The 15,360-nt window shown below is 58.4% G+C and carries 12 protein-coding genes; 4 read left to right on the plus strand and 8 right to left on the minus strand.

Annotation, left to right across the window (positions count from 1 at the left end):
* Window positions 1-21 precede the first annotated feature (21 nt).
* A complete protein-coding gene (gene abc-f, locus OHL19_RS04045; protein ID WP_263356302.1) occupies window positions 22-2,016 on the plus strand; it encodes a ribosomal protection-like ABC-F family protein in 1,995 nt (664 codons plus the stop codon).
* Between the two features lie 22 nt (window positions 2,017-2,038).
* Here the strand turns inward: abc-f and OHL19_RS04050 are convergent, their stop codons facing one another.
* The gene (locus tag OHL19_RS04050) at window positions 2,039-2,644 is read right to left on the minus strand and encodes a CGNR zinc finger domain-containing protein (RefSeq protein ID WP_263356303.1); all 606 of its coding nucleotides are present in this window, start codon (window positions 2,642-2,644) and stop codon (window positions 2,039-2,041) included.
* A 129-nt stretch (window positions 2,645-2,773) separates the two neighbouring features.
* Here OHL19_RS04050 and OHL19_RS04055 point away from each other — a divergent pair, with 129 nt between their 5' ends.
* A complete protein-coding gene (locus OHL19_RS04055; protein ID WP_263356304.1) occupies window positions 2,774-3,781 on the plus strand; it encodes an alpha/beta fold hydrolase in 1,008 nt (335 codons plus the stop codon).
* A 172-nt stretch (window positions 3,782-3,953) separates the two neighbouring features.
* Here OHL19_RS04055 and OHL19_RS04060 read toward each other — a convergent pair whose 3' ends face one another.
* A complete protein-coding gene (locus tag OHL19_RS04060) occupies window positions 3,954-4,340 on the minus strand; it encodes a darcynin family protein (RefSeq protein WP_263356305.1) in 387 nt (128 codons plus the stop codon).
* Window positions 4,341-4,421: 81 nt separating this feature from the next.
* Here OHL19_RS04060 and OHL19_RS04065 point away from each other — a divergent pair, with 81 nt between their 5' ends.
* Window positions 4,422-5,030, plus strand: coding sequence for a TetR/AcrR family transcriptional regulator (locus tag OHL19_RS04065; protein ID WP_263356306.1), 609 nt, complete (start codon window positions 4,422-4,424; stop codon window positions 5,028-5,030).
* A 220-nt stretch (window positions 5,031-5,250) separates the two neighbouring features.
* On the opposite strand, the gene OHL19_RS04070 is transcribed toward OHL19_RS04065, so the two are convergent.
* Window positions 5,251-5,811, minus strand: a complete 561-nt coding sequence (locus OHL19_RS04070) for an RNA polymerase sigma factor (protein ID WP_263356307.1) — start codon at window positions 5,809-5,811, stop codon at window positions 5,251-5,253.
* A 360-nt stretch (window positions 5,812-6,171) separates the two neighbouring features.
* Here OHL19_RS04070 and ppc point away from each other — a divergent pair, with 360 nt between their 5' ends.
* On the plus strand, window positions 6,172-9,033 hold the full coding sequence (gene ppc / locus OHL19_RS04075; protein WP_263356308.1) for a phosphoenolpyruvate carboxylase: 2,862 nt from the start codon (window positions 6,172-6,174) through the stop codon (window positions 9,031-9,033).
* Window positions 9,034-9,128: 95 nt separating this feature from the next.
* On the opposite strand, the gene OHL19_RS04080 is transcribed toward ppc, so the two are convergent.
* The 5 genes from OHL19_RS04080 to OHL19_RS04100 form a co-directional block, all read right to left on the minus strand.
* Window positions 9,129-10,688: an outer membrane protein assembly factor BamD gene (locus OHL19_RS04080; protein WP_263356309.1), complete on the minus strand. Its 1,560-nt coding sequence runs from the start codon at window positions 10,686-10,688 to the stop codon at window positions 9,129-9,131.
* A 118-nt stretch (window positions 10,689-10,806) separates the two neighbouring features.
* Window positions 10,807-11,478, minus strand: coding sequence for a ribulose-phosphate 3-epimerase (rpe, locus tag OHL19_RS04085; protein WP_263356310.1), 672 nt, complete (start codon window positions 11,476-11,478; stop codon window positions 10,807-10,809).
* A 166-nt stretch (window positions 11,479-11,644) separates the two neighbouring features.
* Window positions 11,645-12,541, minus strand: a complete 897-nt coding sequence (locus tag OHL19_RS04090; RefSeq protein WP_263356311.1) for a TIGR03435 family protein — start codon at window positions 12,539-12,541, stop codon at window positions 11,645-11,647.
* A gap of 16 nt (window positions 12,542-12,557) precedes the next feature.
* Complete coding sequence (locus OHL19_RS04095) at window positions 12,558-13,877, minus strand: excinuclease ABC subunit UvrC (RefSeq protein WP_263356312.1); 1,320 nt, start codon at window positions 13,875-13,877, stop codon at window positions 12,558-12,560.
* Between the two features lie 11 nt (window positions 13,878-13,888).
* On the minus strand, window positions 13,889-15,289 hold the full coding sequence (locus tag OHL19_RS04100) for a TldD/PmbA family protein (RefSeq protein ID WP_263356313.1): 1,401 nt from the start codon (window positions 15,287-15,289) through the stop codon (window positions 13,889-13,891).
* Window positions 15,290-15,360 lie beyond the last annotated feature (71 nt).

Genomic DNA, 15,360 nt, shown 5'->3' on the forward strand with positions numbered 1-15,360 from the left:
AAGGCGATACCCTGAATAGGAATGCTTTCTCTACAAAATGCGGGTAAACGGTTTGGGCCGCGGATCTTGTTTCAAGATGCGAACTGGCTGATCACTTCTCAGGAAAAGACTGCGCTTGTCGGCGCCAATGGCACTGGCAAGTCCACGTTGATGAAGGTGCTGGCGGGGCTGGAAACGCTGGACTACGGCATGATGCAGCTTACGCGCGGCATGTCGATTGGTTACCTGCCGCAGGAGGGGTTGCGGCTGAGCGGCCGGTCCGTCTTTGACGAGTGCCTGTCGGTCTTTGACGAGCTGCGCGAGATGGAGATGGAGATCGAGCGGCTGGCCGGTCAGCTCGCCACGCTGGATCATGCGAGCCAGGAATATACGGCTGTGGCTGAGCGCTACTCCACGCTGCAGGGGCGATTTCATGCGCTGGACGGCTATGCGCTGGATGCGCAGGTGGGGTCTGTTCTAACTGGCCTGGGCTTTAGCAAGACGGACTGGGCGCGTCGAACGGAGGAGTTCAGCGGTGGCTGGCAGATGCGGATTGCGCTGGCGAAACTGTTGCTTGCACGACCGAACCTGCTGCTGCTCGATGAGCCTACGAACCATCTTGATCTGGAGACGCGCAACTGGTTGGAGAACTATCTGCGCAGCTATCCCTTTGGCTACATTCTCATTTCGCACGACCGGTATTTTCTCGATGTAACGGTGGATCGCACGGTTGAAATCTGGAACAAGCGATTGCAGATTTATGCGGGAAACTACACGAAGTATCTGAAGTCAAAAGAGGAGCGCAAGGCGCAGCTTGTGGCTGCTTACAAGAATCAGCGTGAGCAGATCGAGCACCTTGAGGCATTCATTACGCGGTTTCGCGCGCAGGCTACGAAGGCCAAGCAGGTGCAGTCACGCATCAAGGAGCTGGAGAAGATTGAGCGTATCGAGATTCCTGAGGAGGAGCCGGTTATTCACTTCAGTTTTCCGCAGCCTCCGCCTTCTGGAAAGACCGTGGTTACGGCGCAGAACCTGGGCAAGTTCTATGGAGAGAAAGAGATTCTGAAGGGCGTTAACTTCACCATCGAGCGGGGTGACCGCGTGGCGTTGGTGGGCCACAATGGCGCGGGTAAATCCACGCTGATTCGATTGCTGACGGGCATGGAGATGCCGAGTTCAGGATCGGTGCAGTTGGGGCATAACGTGATTGCGGAATATTTTGCGCAGGATCAGTACAAGGTGCTCGATCCTGAGGCGCGGATGCTGGACGATATCAGCAAGGCGGCGATCAAGGTTCCGGAGCTTGCGCTGCGGTCGCTGCTGGGCTGTTTTTTGTTTTCCGGCGAAGATGTTTTCAAGCCGCTTGGGGTGCTGTCGGGCGGAGAGCGCAATCGGTTTGCGCTGGCGAGGATCCTGGTTTCGCCATCGAACTTTTTACTGCTGGATGAGCCTACGAACCATCTCGATATGCGGGCAAAGGATGTGCTGCTGGAGGCGATTGAGTCGTTCACTGGTACGGTGATTTTTGTTTCGCATGACCGCTACTTTCTCGATCGCCTGGCGACGAAGGTTTTCGAGATCAAGGATGGCGGGCTGATGGTTTATCCGGGGAATTTCGCGGAGTATATGCGGGATCAGGAAGAGGCTGCCGAGAGTCCGAAAGGGATTGCCGCTTTGCCTTCAACACCTGCAAAGGCCGCGGTCAGCGCGGTTGCGACGAGGCAGGGGACGGTAAACGAGCCGGTTGTTTCGCCTGCGGATGCTGTGGCGAAGGACGATGCGAAGGACAAGATCAAGCGGTTGAATCCGATCAAGCTGAAGCAGATGGAAGAGCGATGCGCGTTTCTCGAAGAAGAGGTGCCGCGCATCGAGGCCTCTATCGCGCACACGGAAGGCCAGCTTGGGAGCTTTGTTTCTGCGGAAGAGACGCAGCGGCTTTCTGCATTGCTCGATCAGTTGCGAGAGCAGCTTGCGCAGTCCACGGAAGAGTGGGAAGAGCTTATGCTGGCGCTTGAGGAGCAGGCTGCGCACTCCTGATTTATGCAGTGGAACAGGTGACTCAGGAGGCTTGTTGCTGGCGCTTGCGGAATGCGGCGACCTTGTTGCGATTGCCACAGGCAGCCATGCTGCACCAGCGTCGATGATGCGATTTGGTGCGGTCGTAGAACCACAGCACGCACTCGGTATCTTCGCAGCGTCTTACGAGATTGAAATCAGCGTTGGCCATCAGATCTGCTGCAGATTCAGCCAGTGGGGCCAACAGTTCTTCAGCTGTTTTGTGTTTCCATTTCCGCTCCACTTGCAGGCTGCCATCCTGTTGTATTGACAGCTTGAGGTAGGTTCGAGCGTGCGCCAGGAATTCATTGAGCGCCTGTGGGTCGGGCCGCTTGCCGGCCTTTCGCTGCTCTACGAGGGTGCGGATGGTGCTGCGTAGGCTGCGTGCGGTCTTGAGCAGGGATGAGCGCAGAGGGCGGGCGAGCTCGTTTGCCGCTTTCTCTGACAACCAGCCGAAATGGATGATCCATTGCAGGACGTCGCGGTCACTTTGCAGGGAATCTGTCAGCTCTCCGTCAATTTTCACAACGGTGTTCAGGAAATCGAGTGCGGGATGATCGCCCCAGAGGGTGGGTTCATTGCCTGTTGCTTGTGAAGTTTGGCTCGACATTTTTTCTACCTTTTCGATGTAACCACTATAAATAAATTTGACAGGTTACGCAAATGATGTAACTATCAAAATCGTAAATAGGCGGTGTTGTCATGGCGCTGTTGCATGCGCTCAGGCTGTGGAGGTTTCATGAACAGGCGAAATTTTATGGCGGGAAGCAGCGCTCTGGCTGTGGCTAGTATGATGCCGGTGATGTCCGCGCAAACCAGGATGCAAGATCCAAAAAAAGGCGAGTCTGTGAAAGGCGAAATCATGAGTAATGGCACGGGTATTCCGCAAACTTTTGTCCGTCGAGTTGAGGCGGATGGTGTCAACGTTTTTTATCGTGAAGCTGGGCAGGCTGATGCGTCGGTTGTGTTGTTGCTGCATGGCTTCCCAACGTCTTCTTTTCAATATCGTGAGTTGATCCCTCGGCTGGCGGATAAGTATCGGGTGATTGCTCCAGATCTGCCGGGGTTTGGTTTTACCGAAGTGCCTGAGAAGCGTGGCTACAAATACAGCTTTGACTCGTTGGCAAAGACGATCGAGGCCTTTACCGATGCGCTGGAGTTGAAGCGTTATGCGCTGTATGTTTTCGATTATGGTGCGCCCACGGGCTTTCGTTTAGCGATGGCGCGGCCGGAGAGGGTTACGGCGATTGTTTCGCAGAATGGGAATGCGTACGAGGCCGGGCTGGGCGATGCGTGGGCTCCGATTCGACACTACTGGAGCGAGCCTACTGCGGCGAATCGCGAAACGGTTCGCACGGCAGCGTTGAGTCCTGCGGGAATACGCTATCAGTATTTCGAAGGCGTGCCTCACCCGGAGAGAATTGCTCCAGAGGGATACACGCTGGATGAGGCGCTGATTGCGCGACCGGGCAACATCGATATTCAACTGGATCTGTTTTTGGACTACCGGAATAACGTGAAGCTTTATCCGGCGTTTCAGGAGTATTTTCGCAAGTCGAAGCCGCCGTTGCTGGCTATCTGGGGCAAGCATGATCCGTTCTTTATTCCGGCTGGCGCGGAGGGATTCAAGCATGACAATCCCAATGCTACGGTGCAGTTTTTAGACACGGGGCATTTTGCGCTGGAGACGCATGTGGAAGAGGTTGCAGAAGCGATGCGGGAACTGCTGGCTAAGCATATTGGGTGAGCATCTGTGAGGAACGAAGGCGGAAGCGAAAGGGCGGCGCGGATCATTACAGGTGCGGATTCTTGCAGGTGCGGATCCTTGTATGACGGCTACGAAATGCGTCTTGAGTGCGCGGTAACGGGCCTTTTCGCTTCGCTTCGGTTGTGACTACATCTTAATCAAGTGCGTGATTTCACGCAGCGGCTTGATCTGAAGCGGTAAGGGTTGAGTGGTTGTCGTTCTTTGCGTGGGCGTTTTCGACGCCGGGAAGAATCTCCACAATTTCGAAATAGCGATCCCATATTGGCGTGTCGCGGAGTTCTTCTACGAGTTGTTCGTAGGCCTGGTGGCTTGTCGCTTCCCACATCCATAGATCTGTGATTCGCGCGGAATAAAACTCTACATCGTAGAAGCGCAACGTCACGTTTGTGCTGTATTTGCGAAGGATCGGCGCGACGTAGGTCTTGAACTCGGAGATGCGTTGATCAGAGGTGAAGCCGAGCCACTCCGGGGTGGTTTTTACCAGCATGAAGATCGTAAGTGCGATCGGAGGGGTAGGGGATTGTTCCTGATAGGTCATGGTTGGTTATTCCTTGTTGCTGGATTCTGTAACATTGTTAGAATATGAGTTAAAGCTCATGTTTTCTACTCGCATTCTGCTATGACAAAATCCACTCGGAAAAAGCGTTTAGACCCTCGTAAAACACCAGCGCAATCGCGTTCTGCAGCCACGGTAACGGCTGTGCTGGAGGCGGCTGCTCGCATTCTCGAACGCAAGGGTTTTGCTGGATACACGACGAATGCGGTCGCTGAAGTGGCTGGTGTGAGCATTGGCTCGCTGTACCAGTATTTTCCAAACAAGGATGCTTTGACTGTGGCTTTAATCGAGCGCGAGTCTGAAGCGCTGCTTGCAGATATCGTTGCGGGCGACTCCATTACTGAGGGCAGGAGTGGGCTGAAGCACCTGATTGGCGCGGCAGTCGCTCACCAGATGCGGCGCCCGAAGCTTGCGCGGCTGCTGGATTTTGAAGAAGACAGGTTGCCGATTCGCGCGCGGATCAGGCGGGTTGGAGATCTGCTGCATGCGGCGCTGGTTCGGTCGCTGACTGCGGCTACTTCTCTGAGCGCGGAGGAGATCGACATTGCGGCGCTGGATATTCTTGCGATGGCTCGGGGGATTATCGATGCTGCGGGGGATCGGGGTGAGACGGATGCTCGTGGTCTGGAAAAGCGGGTGGGGCGGGCGGTTTTTGGTTATCTTGGCATTTGACGCGGGGCTTCGTTTAGAAGGCAAGGGCTCAAGGGCAGAAGCGGATTCCTTCGGGAATGACAGGCAGAGCTGCAAGGGCAACAACAAAGGCAAGGGCTAACAGCAGATTCCCTTCGGGAATGACAGACAGAACCGCAAGGGCAACTGCAACTGCTAGAGCAACAGGAACTGCAAGGGCAACTGCAACAGCAAGGGCAACGGTAACTCGCCTGAGATTTGCTTATGTGGCTTGGCTTGGGTGGCAGGTGCAGTCGAGGCAGCCGTGTTCGGCGCAGGTGCCGCAGCAGCGGATGAGCTGCTTGCGCAATGCGGTTCGTGCTCGATGGGCGCGGACTGCGGCATTGCCGGGAGTGATGTCGGCTGACCTGGCGTAGGTGGATAGAGCGGTTTCTCCGAGATCTACTTCGCGTAACAAGGTGGCGTAGGCAGGTGTGAGCCGGTCCAGCGCACTGGCGATACATTGACACGTCGTTTCGTGCAGAAGAGGCTCGAAGTTCTGAGATGGACTGGGCTCCGTTTCGAGCTCCTGTACCCAGCGTTCCAGAGCGGCTCCTTCGCTGGTGCGGCGGCGGTAGTGATCGATGATTGCATTGCGCAGAATGCGATAGAACCAGGCGACAGATGACTCCGCTGCGCGCAACTGGTTGCCTGTTTCAAGAGCGCGCAGATAGGCGATCTGCAGAATGTCTTCGGCGGTGGCGCGGTCGTTGACGCGGCGCTGGATGAAGCCGAGGAACTGGCGGCGCAGGCTGAGCAGCGAGTTGATTGGGCTTCCGGTCATTGAGTGTTCGTGATGCATCCTGGTTCAGAGGTCGGTTTTGGGGTTAGGTTTCGAGTTCAGTTCCGGGGTTCATTCAGGTTACGGCAGGAGGATTGGCTCCTGCCGTTTGTATTTGATGGTTGAAGGAAGCACCTAGTTGCGAGTGGGGCAATTGCAGATCGGGCCACATTCACAAGCTGAACCGCAGGGGCAGATGGTTGATAGATTTGTTCGCATGATGATTTCTCCTTGAACGTATTGAATTGGTTGGTACGTTCGAAATGGCTGACGCAGCGGGGCAGTAAACATTACACCCCTTCACGCCGGTAGTACCGATATTCAGTTCGAGGGGTACGGGGCATCAGGCATAATCAAGATACGATGGCGCTTTTGTGGAATCCGGAGAGCTGGTCGCAGCGACTGGCAGAGTTGCAGGCAGAGTCAGGGGAGCTGAAAGAGGCTCCTTTACGGCGTGATGTGCGTTCGCTTGGCATGTTGCTGGGCGAGGTATTGCGCGAGCAGGCTGGCGATGAACTGTTTATGCAGGTGGAAGAGCTGCGCCAGGGCACGATTCGGCGTCGCGAGGCAGAGGATCAGGGGGCGGAGGAAGCTGCCGCTGAACATGCCGCACGGGCGTTGGCGCTGGTGCATCGGTTGCCGGTGGATCGGGCGCTGCTGCTGACACGGGCCTTCGGGTTCTATTTTGAACTGATCAATCTGGCGGAGACCAATCATCGCAAGCGGCGTCGGCTGGCGCTGCAATTGACGGGCGCGGCAGGCAAGCAGCGCGGTAGTCTTGCGGGTACGCTACGGGCGATGCAGCGTGTTGGGATTACGGCAGAAGAGGCAATGGAGTGGCTGCGCAAGGTGCTGGTGGTGCCGGTGTTTACGGCGCATCCGACTGAGGTGGCGCGGCGCTCGGTGATGTTCAAGCGGCGGCGTATCGGTGAGTTGCTTGAGGAGTTAGATCGCATTCCAGTGCCTGAAGAAGATATGGCGCGGCTGGAAGAGGAAGTGCTGGCGGAGATCACTTCTCTGTGGCAGACGGATGAGGTGCGGAGCCGGCGTCCGACGGTGTATGACGAGATCAAGATGGGGCTGGACTACTACGATGTCTCCATCTTTGCGACGCTGCCCAGCCTTTATCGCGAGATTGCGGAGGCGTTGAATGCCGCCTACGGGTTGGAGCTGGAGGCGCACGATCTGCCCAAGGTGCTGGCTTTCGGTTCGTGGATTGGCGGCGATCGGGATGGCAATCCGTATGTCACTCCTGAGGTGACACGGAACGCGATTCAACTGGCGCGGGAGCACTTGCTGCATTTTTACGATGCGCAGTTGCAGATTGTGATCGATTTGCTGAGCACCTCGGCGCAACAGATGCCGGTACAGGATGCGGTGCGGGATCGCCTGGAGGAATACGAGTCGAGGATACATACGACTGAGGAGTCGTTGTATGGGCAGCGCTTTGAGTTCGAGTTATATCGACGATTTTTGATTTGTGTGCGGGCGCGAATGCGGTGCTCGCTCCACCAGCGGGTTGCTAGCCAGTCGAGTACGACTGCTGGTTTGCTTTCGACGATTGCTGAGTCCCAGGAGCGGATGGCGCAGGTGCTGCCGCCGTATGCATCCGCGGCGGAGTTTCAATCTGACCTGACGATTTTGCGGGATTCGCTGGCGGCCAATCGCGGATTGAGGATTGCGCGTAACCTGATCGATCCGCTGCTGCTGCTGGTGCGGACTTTTGGGCTGCACCTGCATACGCTGGATATTCGGCAGCATGCGAAGTTGCATGCGCAGGCGCTTAAGGAAGCGATTGAAGATACGCTTGCTTCGGAGCTGCCGAAGAGGCTTTCGGCGGAAACGGCCAATGTTCTCGATACTTTTCGCGTGATTGCAGAGGTGAAGGCAGGCAGTACGCCTGAGGTGATCCGGCATTATGTGATCAGCGGCGCTACGTGCGTGGAGGATGTGCTGACGGTTGTTCGCCTGGGACGGCTGACGGGCGTGAAGCTGGAGGGCAGCGCAGGCAATTCAGAGACGGGCAGCTCGGATCCGGGGCTGATGCCGGTGCCGCTCTTCGAGTCGATCGAGGATCTGCGTAATGCTGCCGAGATCTGCGGCGAGCTTTGGGCGCGCGAAGATTATCGGGCGTTGCTTGCGACCTGGAACGATACGCAGGAGGTCATGCTGGGCTACTCCGATTCGAACAAGGACGGAGGTATGCTGACGAGCACGTGGGAGATCTTCCGCGCGCATCGGGCGTTGCATGAGGTGGCGCGCAAGGCTGGCGTGCGGTTGCGGCTCTTTCACGGGCGCGGCGGCACGGTTGGCCGAGGCGGCGGACCGACGCATCGAGCTATTTTTGCGCAGCCGCTGGATTCGTTCGAGGGGCAGTTTCGCATTACTGAACAGGGCGAAGTGCTGAACTTCAAATATGCGGATGTGGTGCTGGCGGAGCGCAATCTGGAGCTGATGATTGCTGCTTCACTGGATGCGCTGGCGAGACCGAATGCGCGCGATCCTGAGGGGCACTTTACGGGCAAGCTGCTGCCGGAGTGGGAGCAGGCGCTGGATCGGCTTTCGGTGCTTTCGTATGAGTTTTACAAAGAGCACATTCTGGACGATGCGGGGCTGCTGGACTACTTTGAGCAGTCGACGCCGATGGGCGAGTTGGAACACGCAAAGATCGGTTCGCGGCCGTCGAAGCGCAAGGGCTCGCTGAGCCTGGAGACGCTGCGCGCGATTCCGTGGGTTTTTGGGTGGACGCAGTCACGGCTGCTGATTCCGGCCTGGTTTGGGGTGGGTCATGCGGTTGAGGCGTATCTTGCCGAGGGCGGTTCGCTGGCTACGTTGACGACCATGGCGAAGGAGTTTCCGCTGTTCATCGACCTGGTGCGCAATGTGGAGATGGCGCTGGGCAAGGCGGATCTTGGCACGGCGCGGCTTTACTCCTCGCTGGTTGAGGATATGCAGTTACGTGCGCGCATCTACACCGGCTTTGAAGAGGAGTATCAGCGGACGGTGGATGCGGTGCTGGCTATCACGCAGCAGACGGAACTGCTGCAATCCAATCCGGTGCTGGCGCGGTCGATCAAGCTGCGTAATCCGTACGTGGACCCGATGCACCTGATCCAGGTGGATCTGCTGCGGCGCAAGCGAGCGGGGGAGGATACTCCTGAGGTTAACCGGGCTCTTTCGGCTACGATCAGCGGGATTTCTGCGGGTCTGCGCAATACGGGTTGAGGGCATTGTCTTTGGGTTGAAACGACAGGGACAGGACAAACAGGAATGGCCAACTCATGATGAGTTGGCCATTCCTGTTTGCGGATTGAGAGGAACTAGAAGGGGTTCAGCTTGCTCAGACCCTTCTTCTTTTTCTTCTTGCTGGAAGACTCGTCGCTTTGATCCAGCTTGGGCTTTTTCTTGGAGGCCTTGGCGTCGGCTGGGGCCGCTGTATTCTGCGCGGGTGTTGAGCCGGACTTGACGTCGTTGACCTGCTCGGGTGCGGCTGCGGGAGCCTCTGCTTCGGGCAGCTTGGTTTCCGTGGGGCCGACGGATTTTACGACGGCATTGGGATCTTCTTCAGGCTTGGCTGCTGGAGCGGCGTTAGGAGCGCTTACGATGGATGCGCCGACACTATTGCCACTGCCGCCACTTGAGTCGGGAACATTCTCAAACTGCAGAGGAGCCTGGGGCTGGTCGGAGCGCGGCGGCTCGTTGGCTCCAGTGGGCTCGGCTGTCTTTCCTGCTTCGGCGGGAGCACCGGGCTGGCTGGCGCGGAAGGCGGAAGCGAAAATCTGCTGATTTTCCTTGGTGATTGAGGGAGCGATGGTCCGCGAGGGGGCGGTCATGGTGGGCTCGCCTACGTGGGCGGCTTCGACGACCAGAGGACCGTGCTTGATCAGGCCCAGAGTCTTGTCGGTGAAGCGAACGGGCTGGCGGCTGCGCTCTTCTGCATCATTCTCGGCAACGGCTTCCTGGGTAGGCTCGGGAACGGGCCGGTTCATGGCGACGAGACGGTCACGGGCATCCTCGACATGGGGAGCCATTGGGTAGCGGACGATGATTTTGCCGTAGGCTGCTGCGGCCTTGTCCAGATAAATCTGGTTCAAGCGTTCACGAACCGAGCCGGGAAGAGCTTTTGCGGCTTCTACGGAACGAGCTTCGCCGGAATAGGCGTCGCCGATCGTCAGCCAGAGCTGATCGCTTCTGCTGTAGAGGGGATAGGTGTCTGCGACGGTCTGCAGGCGGGCGATTGCTCCGGCCCAGTTTTCGCGGCTGGCATAGTACTGGCCGATGAGGAACTCGCGTTCGCCGAGGACTTCCTGGGTTTCGCGGAGCTTCTGCTTGGCGCGCGGTACGAGAGACGAGTCGGGGAACTGGTTAATCATTTCGCGATACGCCTGTTCGGCATGAACGGCGTTGTTGAAGTCGCGATCGGGTTTTTCCATCTGCATGAAGTAGATGTCGGCTACCTTCATCTTTGCTTCTGCCGCTTCGGGAGCCTGCGGGAAGAAGGTGATGAAGTCGTTGTACTCGGCCTCGGCCTGGGTGAGAGCGGCGGTGCCGCCTTCCTTGAACCAGCTATCGCCTACGGCCAGTTTGGCGCGCATCTGGTATTCCGACTCGGGGTAGGTGTTCAGAAGGGTCTGCAGGTCGAGCCGGGCTACGTCGAAACGGCCCTTTTTGAGCGCGATCATCGCCTTGTCGAACAACTCTTTGTCGGGCTGACGGCTGGAGACGTTGGCGAGCGGGTTGGCGCTCAAGTCCTGATTTTTCTTCGTTTTCGGGACCTTGGTCTTGGCCTGTGCCGGAACCATTGTCAGTGCCAGGGTGAGGATGCCGAGGGTCGCGGTAAGGCGCCCGGCGTTCCTGTTCAAGGTTTTCGTTGTAAACACCGTCATACCACCTCTATTTTGCTGTGGGCAGCCATGAGGTTCGCCCACCCTGCATCCTGAAAACTTGTCTGGGCGAATGTTCTACCGCCCTGTTGCCGATCTGATTGGCCGACTCTGCTTATGCTTCGCCTGATGCGATTTTCGCAACTGCCAGCAATTCGCGTGCATTCTGTTCGGCGCTGCCGTTGCTAAATACGGCACTGCCTGCCACGAGCAGATCCGCTCCTGCTTTGACGACCTGGGCGATGGTATCGTGAGCCACGCCGCCGTCCACTTCAATTCTAAACGCCAAGCCGAGCTCCTGGCGGATTTCTGCTAGTCTACGGATCTTATCCAGGGAGAAAGGGATAAAATTCTGCCCGCCGAAGCCGGGATTCACGCTCATGATGAGCACGTGGTGCAGCATGGGCAGGATATCGAGCAGGACATCGACGCGTGTAGCCGGATTGAGAACGACTCCGGGGTGCATGCCGTGATTCTGAATCAGCTCGATGGTGCGATGCAGATGCGGGCAGGCCTCGTAATGAACGCCGATCCAGTTTGCGCCTGCTTCGGCAAAGGCGGGAATGTAGTCGTTGGGATTGTCGATCATCAGGTGGCAGTCGAGCGGCAGGCTGGTGGCTTTGCGCAGACTTCTTACGACGGGCGGCCCCAGAGTGATGTTGGGGACGAAATGGCCGTCCATTACATCGACATGAATGACTGTGCCGCCGCCTCGCTCGGCCGCGGCTACTTCGTCGGCAAGATGCGCAAAATCGGCGGAGAGGATAGATGGAAGCAGTTCAACCATGGGTAGTATCTGACTCGCTTTCCGGCCTGTTTTCGGCACAGTTCCAGAGATTTCAAGTGTACCAGCCAGCGGGAGTTGGATTTCTACAGAAGAAGGCTGCCGGGTGGCTTGCACTCATTCTTCATTCTGGAAAGCGGGGCTGTCAGGCAATATGCCAGGCAAATTGTCAGTTCGGGGAGGGCCGTTCGGCGCTGTCGACTACAAGTGCGTTTACCGGTCCATGGGTTGGGACGAGCCGGAGGCCGAGTTGGTCCTGGATGGCACGAAAAAGCGGTGGGCTTGGAGCGTCCGCGGAGGCAACGGGAACATCACCGCCGAACTGCGTTTCGTCGGGGGCCCATTCGAAATCGAAATCATATCTGCCGGAAAGGCCGGTCTTGTCCACGACCGGGCGGTCGAGAATGGCTCTCTGCAGCAGTGAAGCGAACTCGCCCATGGTCGCGTTCCGTCCGGGAAGCACGATGCGCTGCGGATAGACTACGCCGGGGCCTACGGACGGAGGCGTATCGGGAGCGGCGGTGGGCTTGAGTTTTGGACCATCTTTGCTTACTTGTAATTCAAAGATGGAAAACTCCTTTGCTTCGCGATGGAAGGTGAGTTTGAAGCGGTCGACGAGGAGAGCCCGCAGCATAGTCATCTGCTCATTGCGGGTGGGCCGGATCTCGCTTGAAATTTCTCCCTGGACTTTGCCTGGACCTTCGCCCGGATGTTCGCCCGGTGTGACGGCGACGATGTTGTAGTGATCGGACTCGATCCAGTTTGGACCGCCGGAGATGGTTTTGGGGTTGAGGTCGTAGGCGGCGGCAATCAGCAGCTTGAGTGTGTAGTCTTTGGCCACGAATCGGTGGGCGTCCTGCATGGTGATGAAGCGGCCTTTTCCTTCGTCGGGGCCGACGGGCTTGATTGTGGCTACATCGAAGGCGTCGAATTTTGGTCGTTCGGCGCTGGGCTGGGGTTGGGATTGGGGCTGCGTTGGGGGCTGGGCGATGAGGCTGTATGGGGAGAGAAGAAGAATCGCGGCGGCGATCTGCCGGGCCGTTCCATGCATTGTTAAATGGGCCATGATGCTCTGCCTTTCATCAAAGACTCGTCGGGGGAAGGCCTGCTGGGGAAAGACTTGCAGGGGAAAGACTGGCTGCCGCTACGCGGCCGATGCTGCGCAGCATGGATTTCAGTGGCCAGGGCTGGTTTTCGCCGGTATGCGGAAAACAGATTTCGCCGATGCGTTTTTGCTGGGGACGGTAATACCAGCGAGTGACGAGCGCTAAATGTCCCTGCCGGGTGGTTGCGTTGGGCTGGGGACGGGTCGCGGCGAGGGATTCGAGGACGGACTCCAGGCGGGCTTCGAGGAGATCGCGATTTGCTTTTCGGCCGGGCTGGCTGGAGGTGCCTGGCGTGCTGGAGGTGCCGGATGGGCTGCCTTGGGGTTCGCTCTCGGGAACGGGCTGAATGGCCATCGGTTGGGCGAAAAGAGAACTCGATCCGGACTGCTCGTTTTGAATTCTCATGCCGAGGGTTGAAAAAGGCGCAGGGCCGCGCAGTTCGCCGTTCTCATAAAGAAAGACGGAGACTTCTTCGGGATTGGCTGACACCTGGAAGAAGCAGGCGCGGAGTTCGCTAAGGGGACGCACGATTTCGGCGGCGAGGGCGCGGACGGATTCGACGCGCTGGAACTGGGCGTGCAGGGCGGCGGCGGCTTCAAACTCCATTTGCTCGGAGGCGTGATCGCGCTGCTGGCCGATGATGGTGAGCTTGCTTTCGCCGCGCGTGGCGAGGAAGCTACGAACGGCATCGGATTCCTCGGCATAACGCTCGTCGGTGCAGCCCTGATAGCAGGGAGCGAGACACTTTTTCATTTCGGAGTAGACGCAGCCGGGATGGCTGGGATGGGGATCGAGATTTTCTTCGCAGCGGCGCAGGAGGAAGAGCTTGAGCACCTCTTCGCAATAGCGTTCGGCGGAGGTGCGAGATGGAAACGGTCCGAAGGCCCACTGGCTTTCTTTGAGGCTGGGGCGGTTGGTGATGGTGAGGCGCGGATAGGGATTGCCGCCGTGAAAGCGCACGAAAGCTGGGGGGCGCAGGTGCATGCGTTCCAGTACTTTTGCACCGTAGGCCTGCTCCAGCAGGCAGAATTGCAGCAGTAGCGATTCAAATTCAGAGCCGGTGATTTGCCAGGCGATGCGGCGGACGCGTGAGACCAGTTGCAGGCGCCGGGTTTGCCCGACGGCGGGGCGCAACAGGCGTTCGAGACGGCGGCGCAGGTCGGGAGTGGTGCCGATGTAGGGCTCGGCGGACTCGTCGGCTCCGTAGAGGGCAAAGACGGCGGCTTTGCGCGCGGGTAGCTGACGGAGCGCTTCAGCGGGGTTGGCGGCGTCGAAAGGGAGCGTTTGATTCAGCATGGCTGAGCCTCTCAGGCTCCCGCGATGGCCATGCCGTCGACGCGCAGGGTCGGTGCGGCGACAGAACTGCGGAAAACGAGATCGTTGCCGATGGCTGTGATGTTGCGGAACATCTCGCGGAGGTTGCCGGCGATGGTGATCTCTTCGACGGCATAGGTCAGTTCGCCGTTTTCTATCCACAGGCCGGAGGCGCCGCGGGAGTAGTCGCCGGTGACCATATTGGCTCCGAAGCCCATGAGGCTGGTGACGTATAGTCCGCTGGGAATGTCGGCCAGAATTTCTTCCGGAGTCTGACTGCCGGGCACGAGGTACAGGTTGCCTGCTCCGATACCGGGGCTGCCTGCCAATCCGCGCGTCGCGTTGCCTGTCGAGCGCATGTTCAGCTTGCGGGCGGTGTAGGTGTTGAGCAGGTAGGTTTGCAGGATGCCATTTTCGACGACAACGGTGCGACGGGTGGGCAGGCCTTCGCCGTCGAAGGGTGAGGTGCCGTAACCGCCTACTCCGTTGGGGAGAAGCATGGTGTGGTCATCGATGACGGTGAGATTGGCGGCGGCGATGCTTTCGCCGAGCTGGCCGACCAGGAAGGAGGCTGAGCGCCAGATGGAGTCGCCGGAAGCAGCCTCGAAGAGATGGCCGATGAGAGAGCGCGATACATCCTGCGAGAAGACGATGGGTACCTGCTGGGTGGGAACGCGGCGTGCTCCGAGATGGCGCAGGGCGCGGCGGGCAGCTTCTTTGCCGATGGACTCGGGGGATTCAAGGTCGGCGATGCGACGAGCGCTGCTGGACCAGGAATCGCGCTGCATGGAGCCTTTTTCATCCATTGCGAGCGGAACAGCGGATAGACCGCAGTAGCTGGAGCGATATTGGCCGAGGAAGCCGCGCGAGTTGGCGAGCACACGACGGCCGGTGGCCGCGTCGAAGCTGCCACCCTGGGAGTTGGTGATGCGGGGATCGGCTGCGAGTGCTGCTGCTTCGGCGCGTTTGGCGCGGTCGATGCGTTCGGCGGCGGGCAGGGAATAGACGTCTTCGTAATAGAGGTGCAGATCGTCCTGCAACTGGCCAAAGTCGGCGGGATCGGGCAGTCCGGCGAAGGAGTCCTCTTCGGTGACCTGGGCCAATGCCATTGCGCCGGATACGAGCTGAGCGATGCCGTCCGGAGTGAGGTCGCTGGTGGAGGCTGAAGCCGATCGCTGGCCCCTGAAGACGCGCAGGCCAAGGCCGCGGGAACCGGATTCCTGGAGTGTTTCCACTTCGCCCATGCGGACTGAGACGGAGAACTCATCTCCCTCGCTGACGATGGCTTCAGCGTCGGTGGCTCCTGCTTTGATGGCGCGGTCGACAACCTCGGCAGCCAGGGATTTCAGGTCGAGTTTGGAATTCGATTGGGACGTTGCGGCAACTTCAGACATGGCTTCACAGTATCAAAAACGGGGGGATGTATGCGGCTGGAGGAGCCTGGGCGGTGAGTTCACATGAAGGA

Source organism: Acidicapsa ligni, from assembly GCF_025685655.1.
Classification (GTDB): Bacteria; Acidobacteriota; Terriglobia; order Terriglobales; family Acidobacteriaceae; genus Acidicapsa; species Acidicapsa ligni.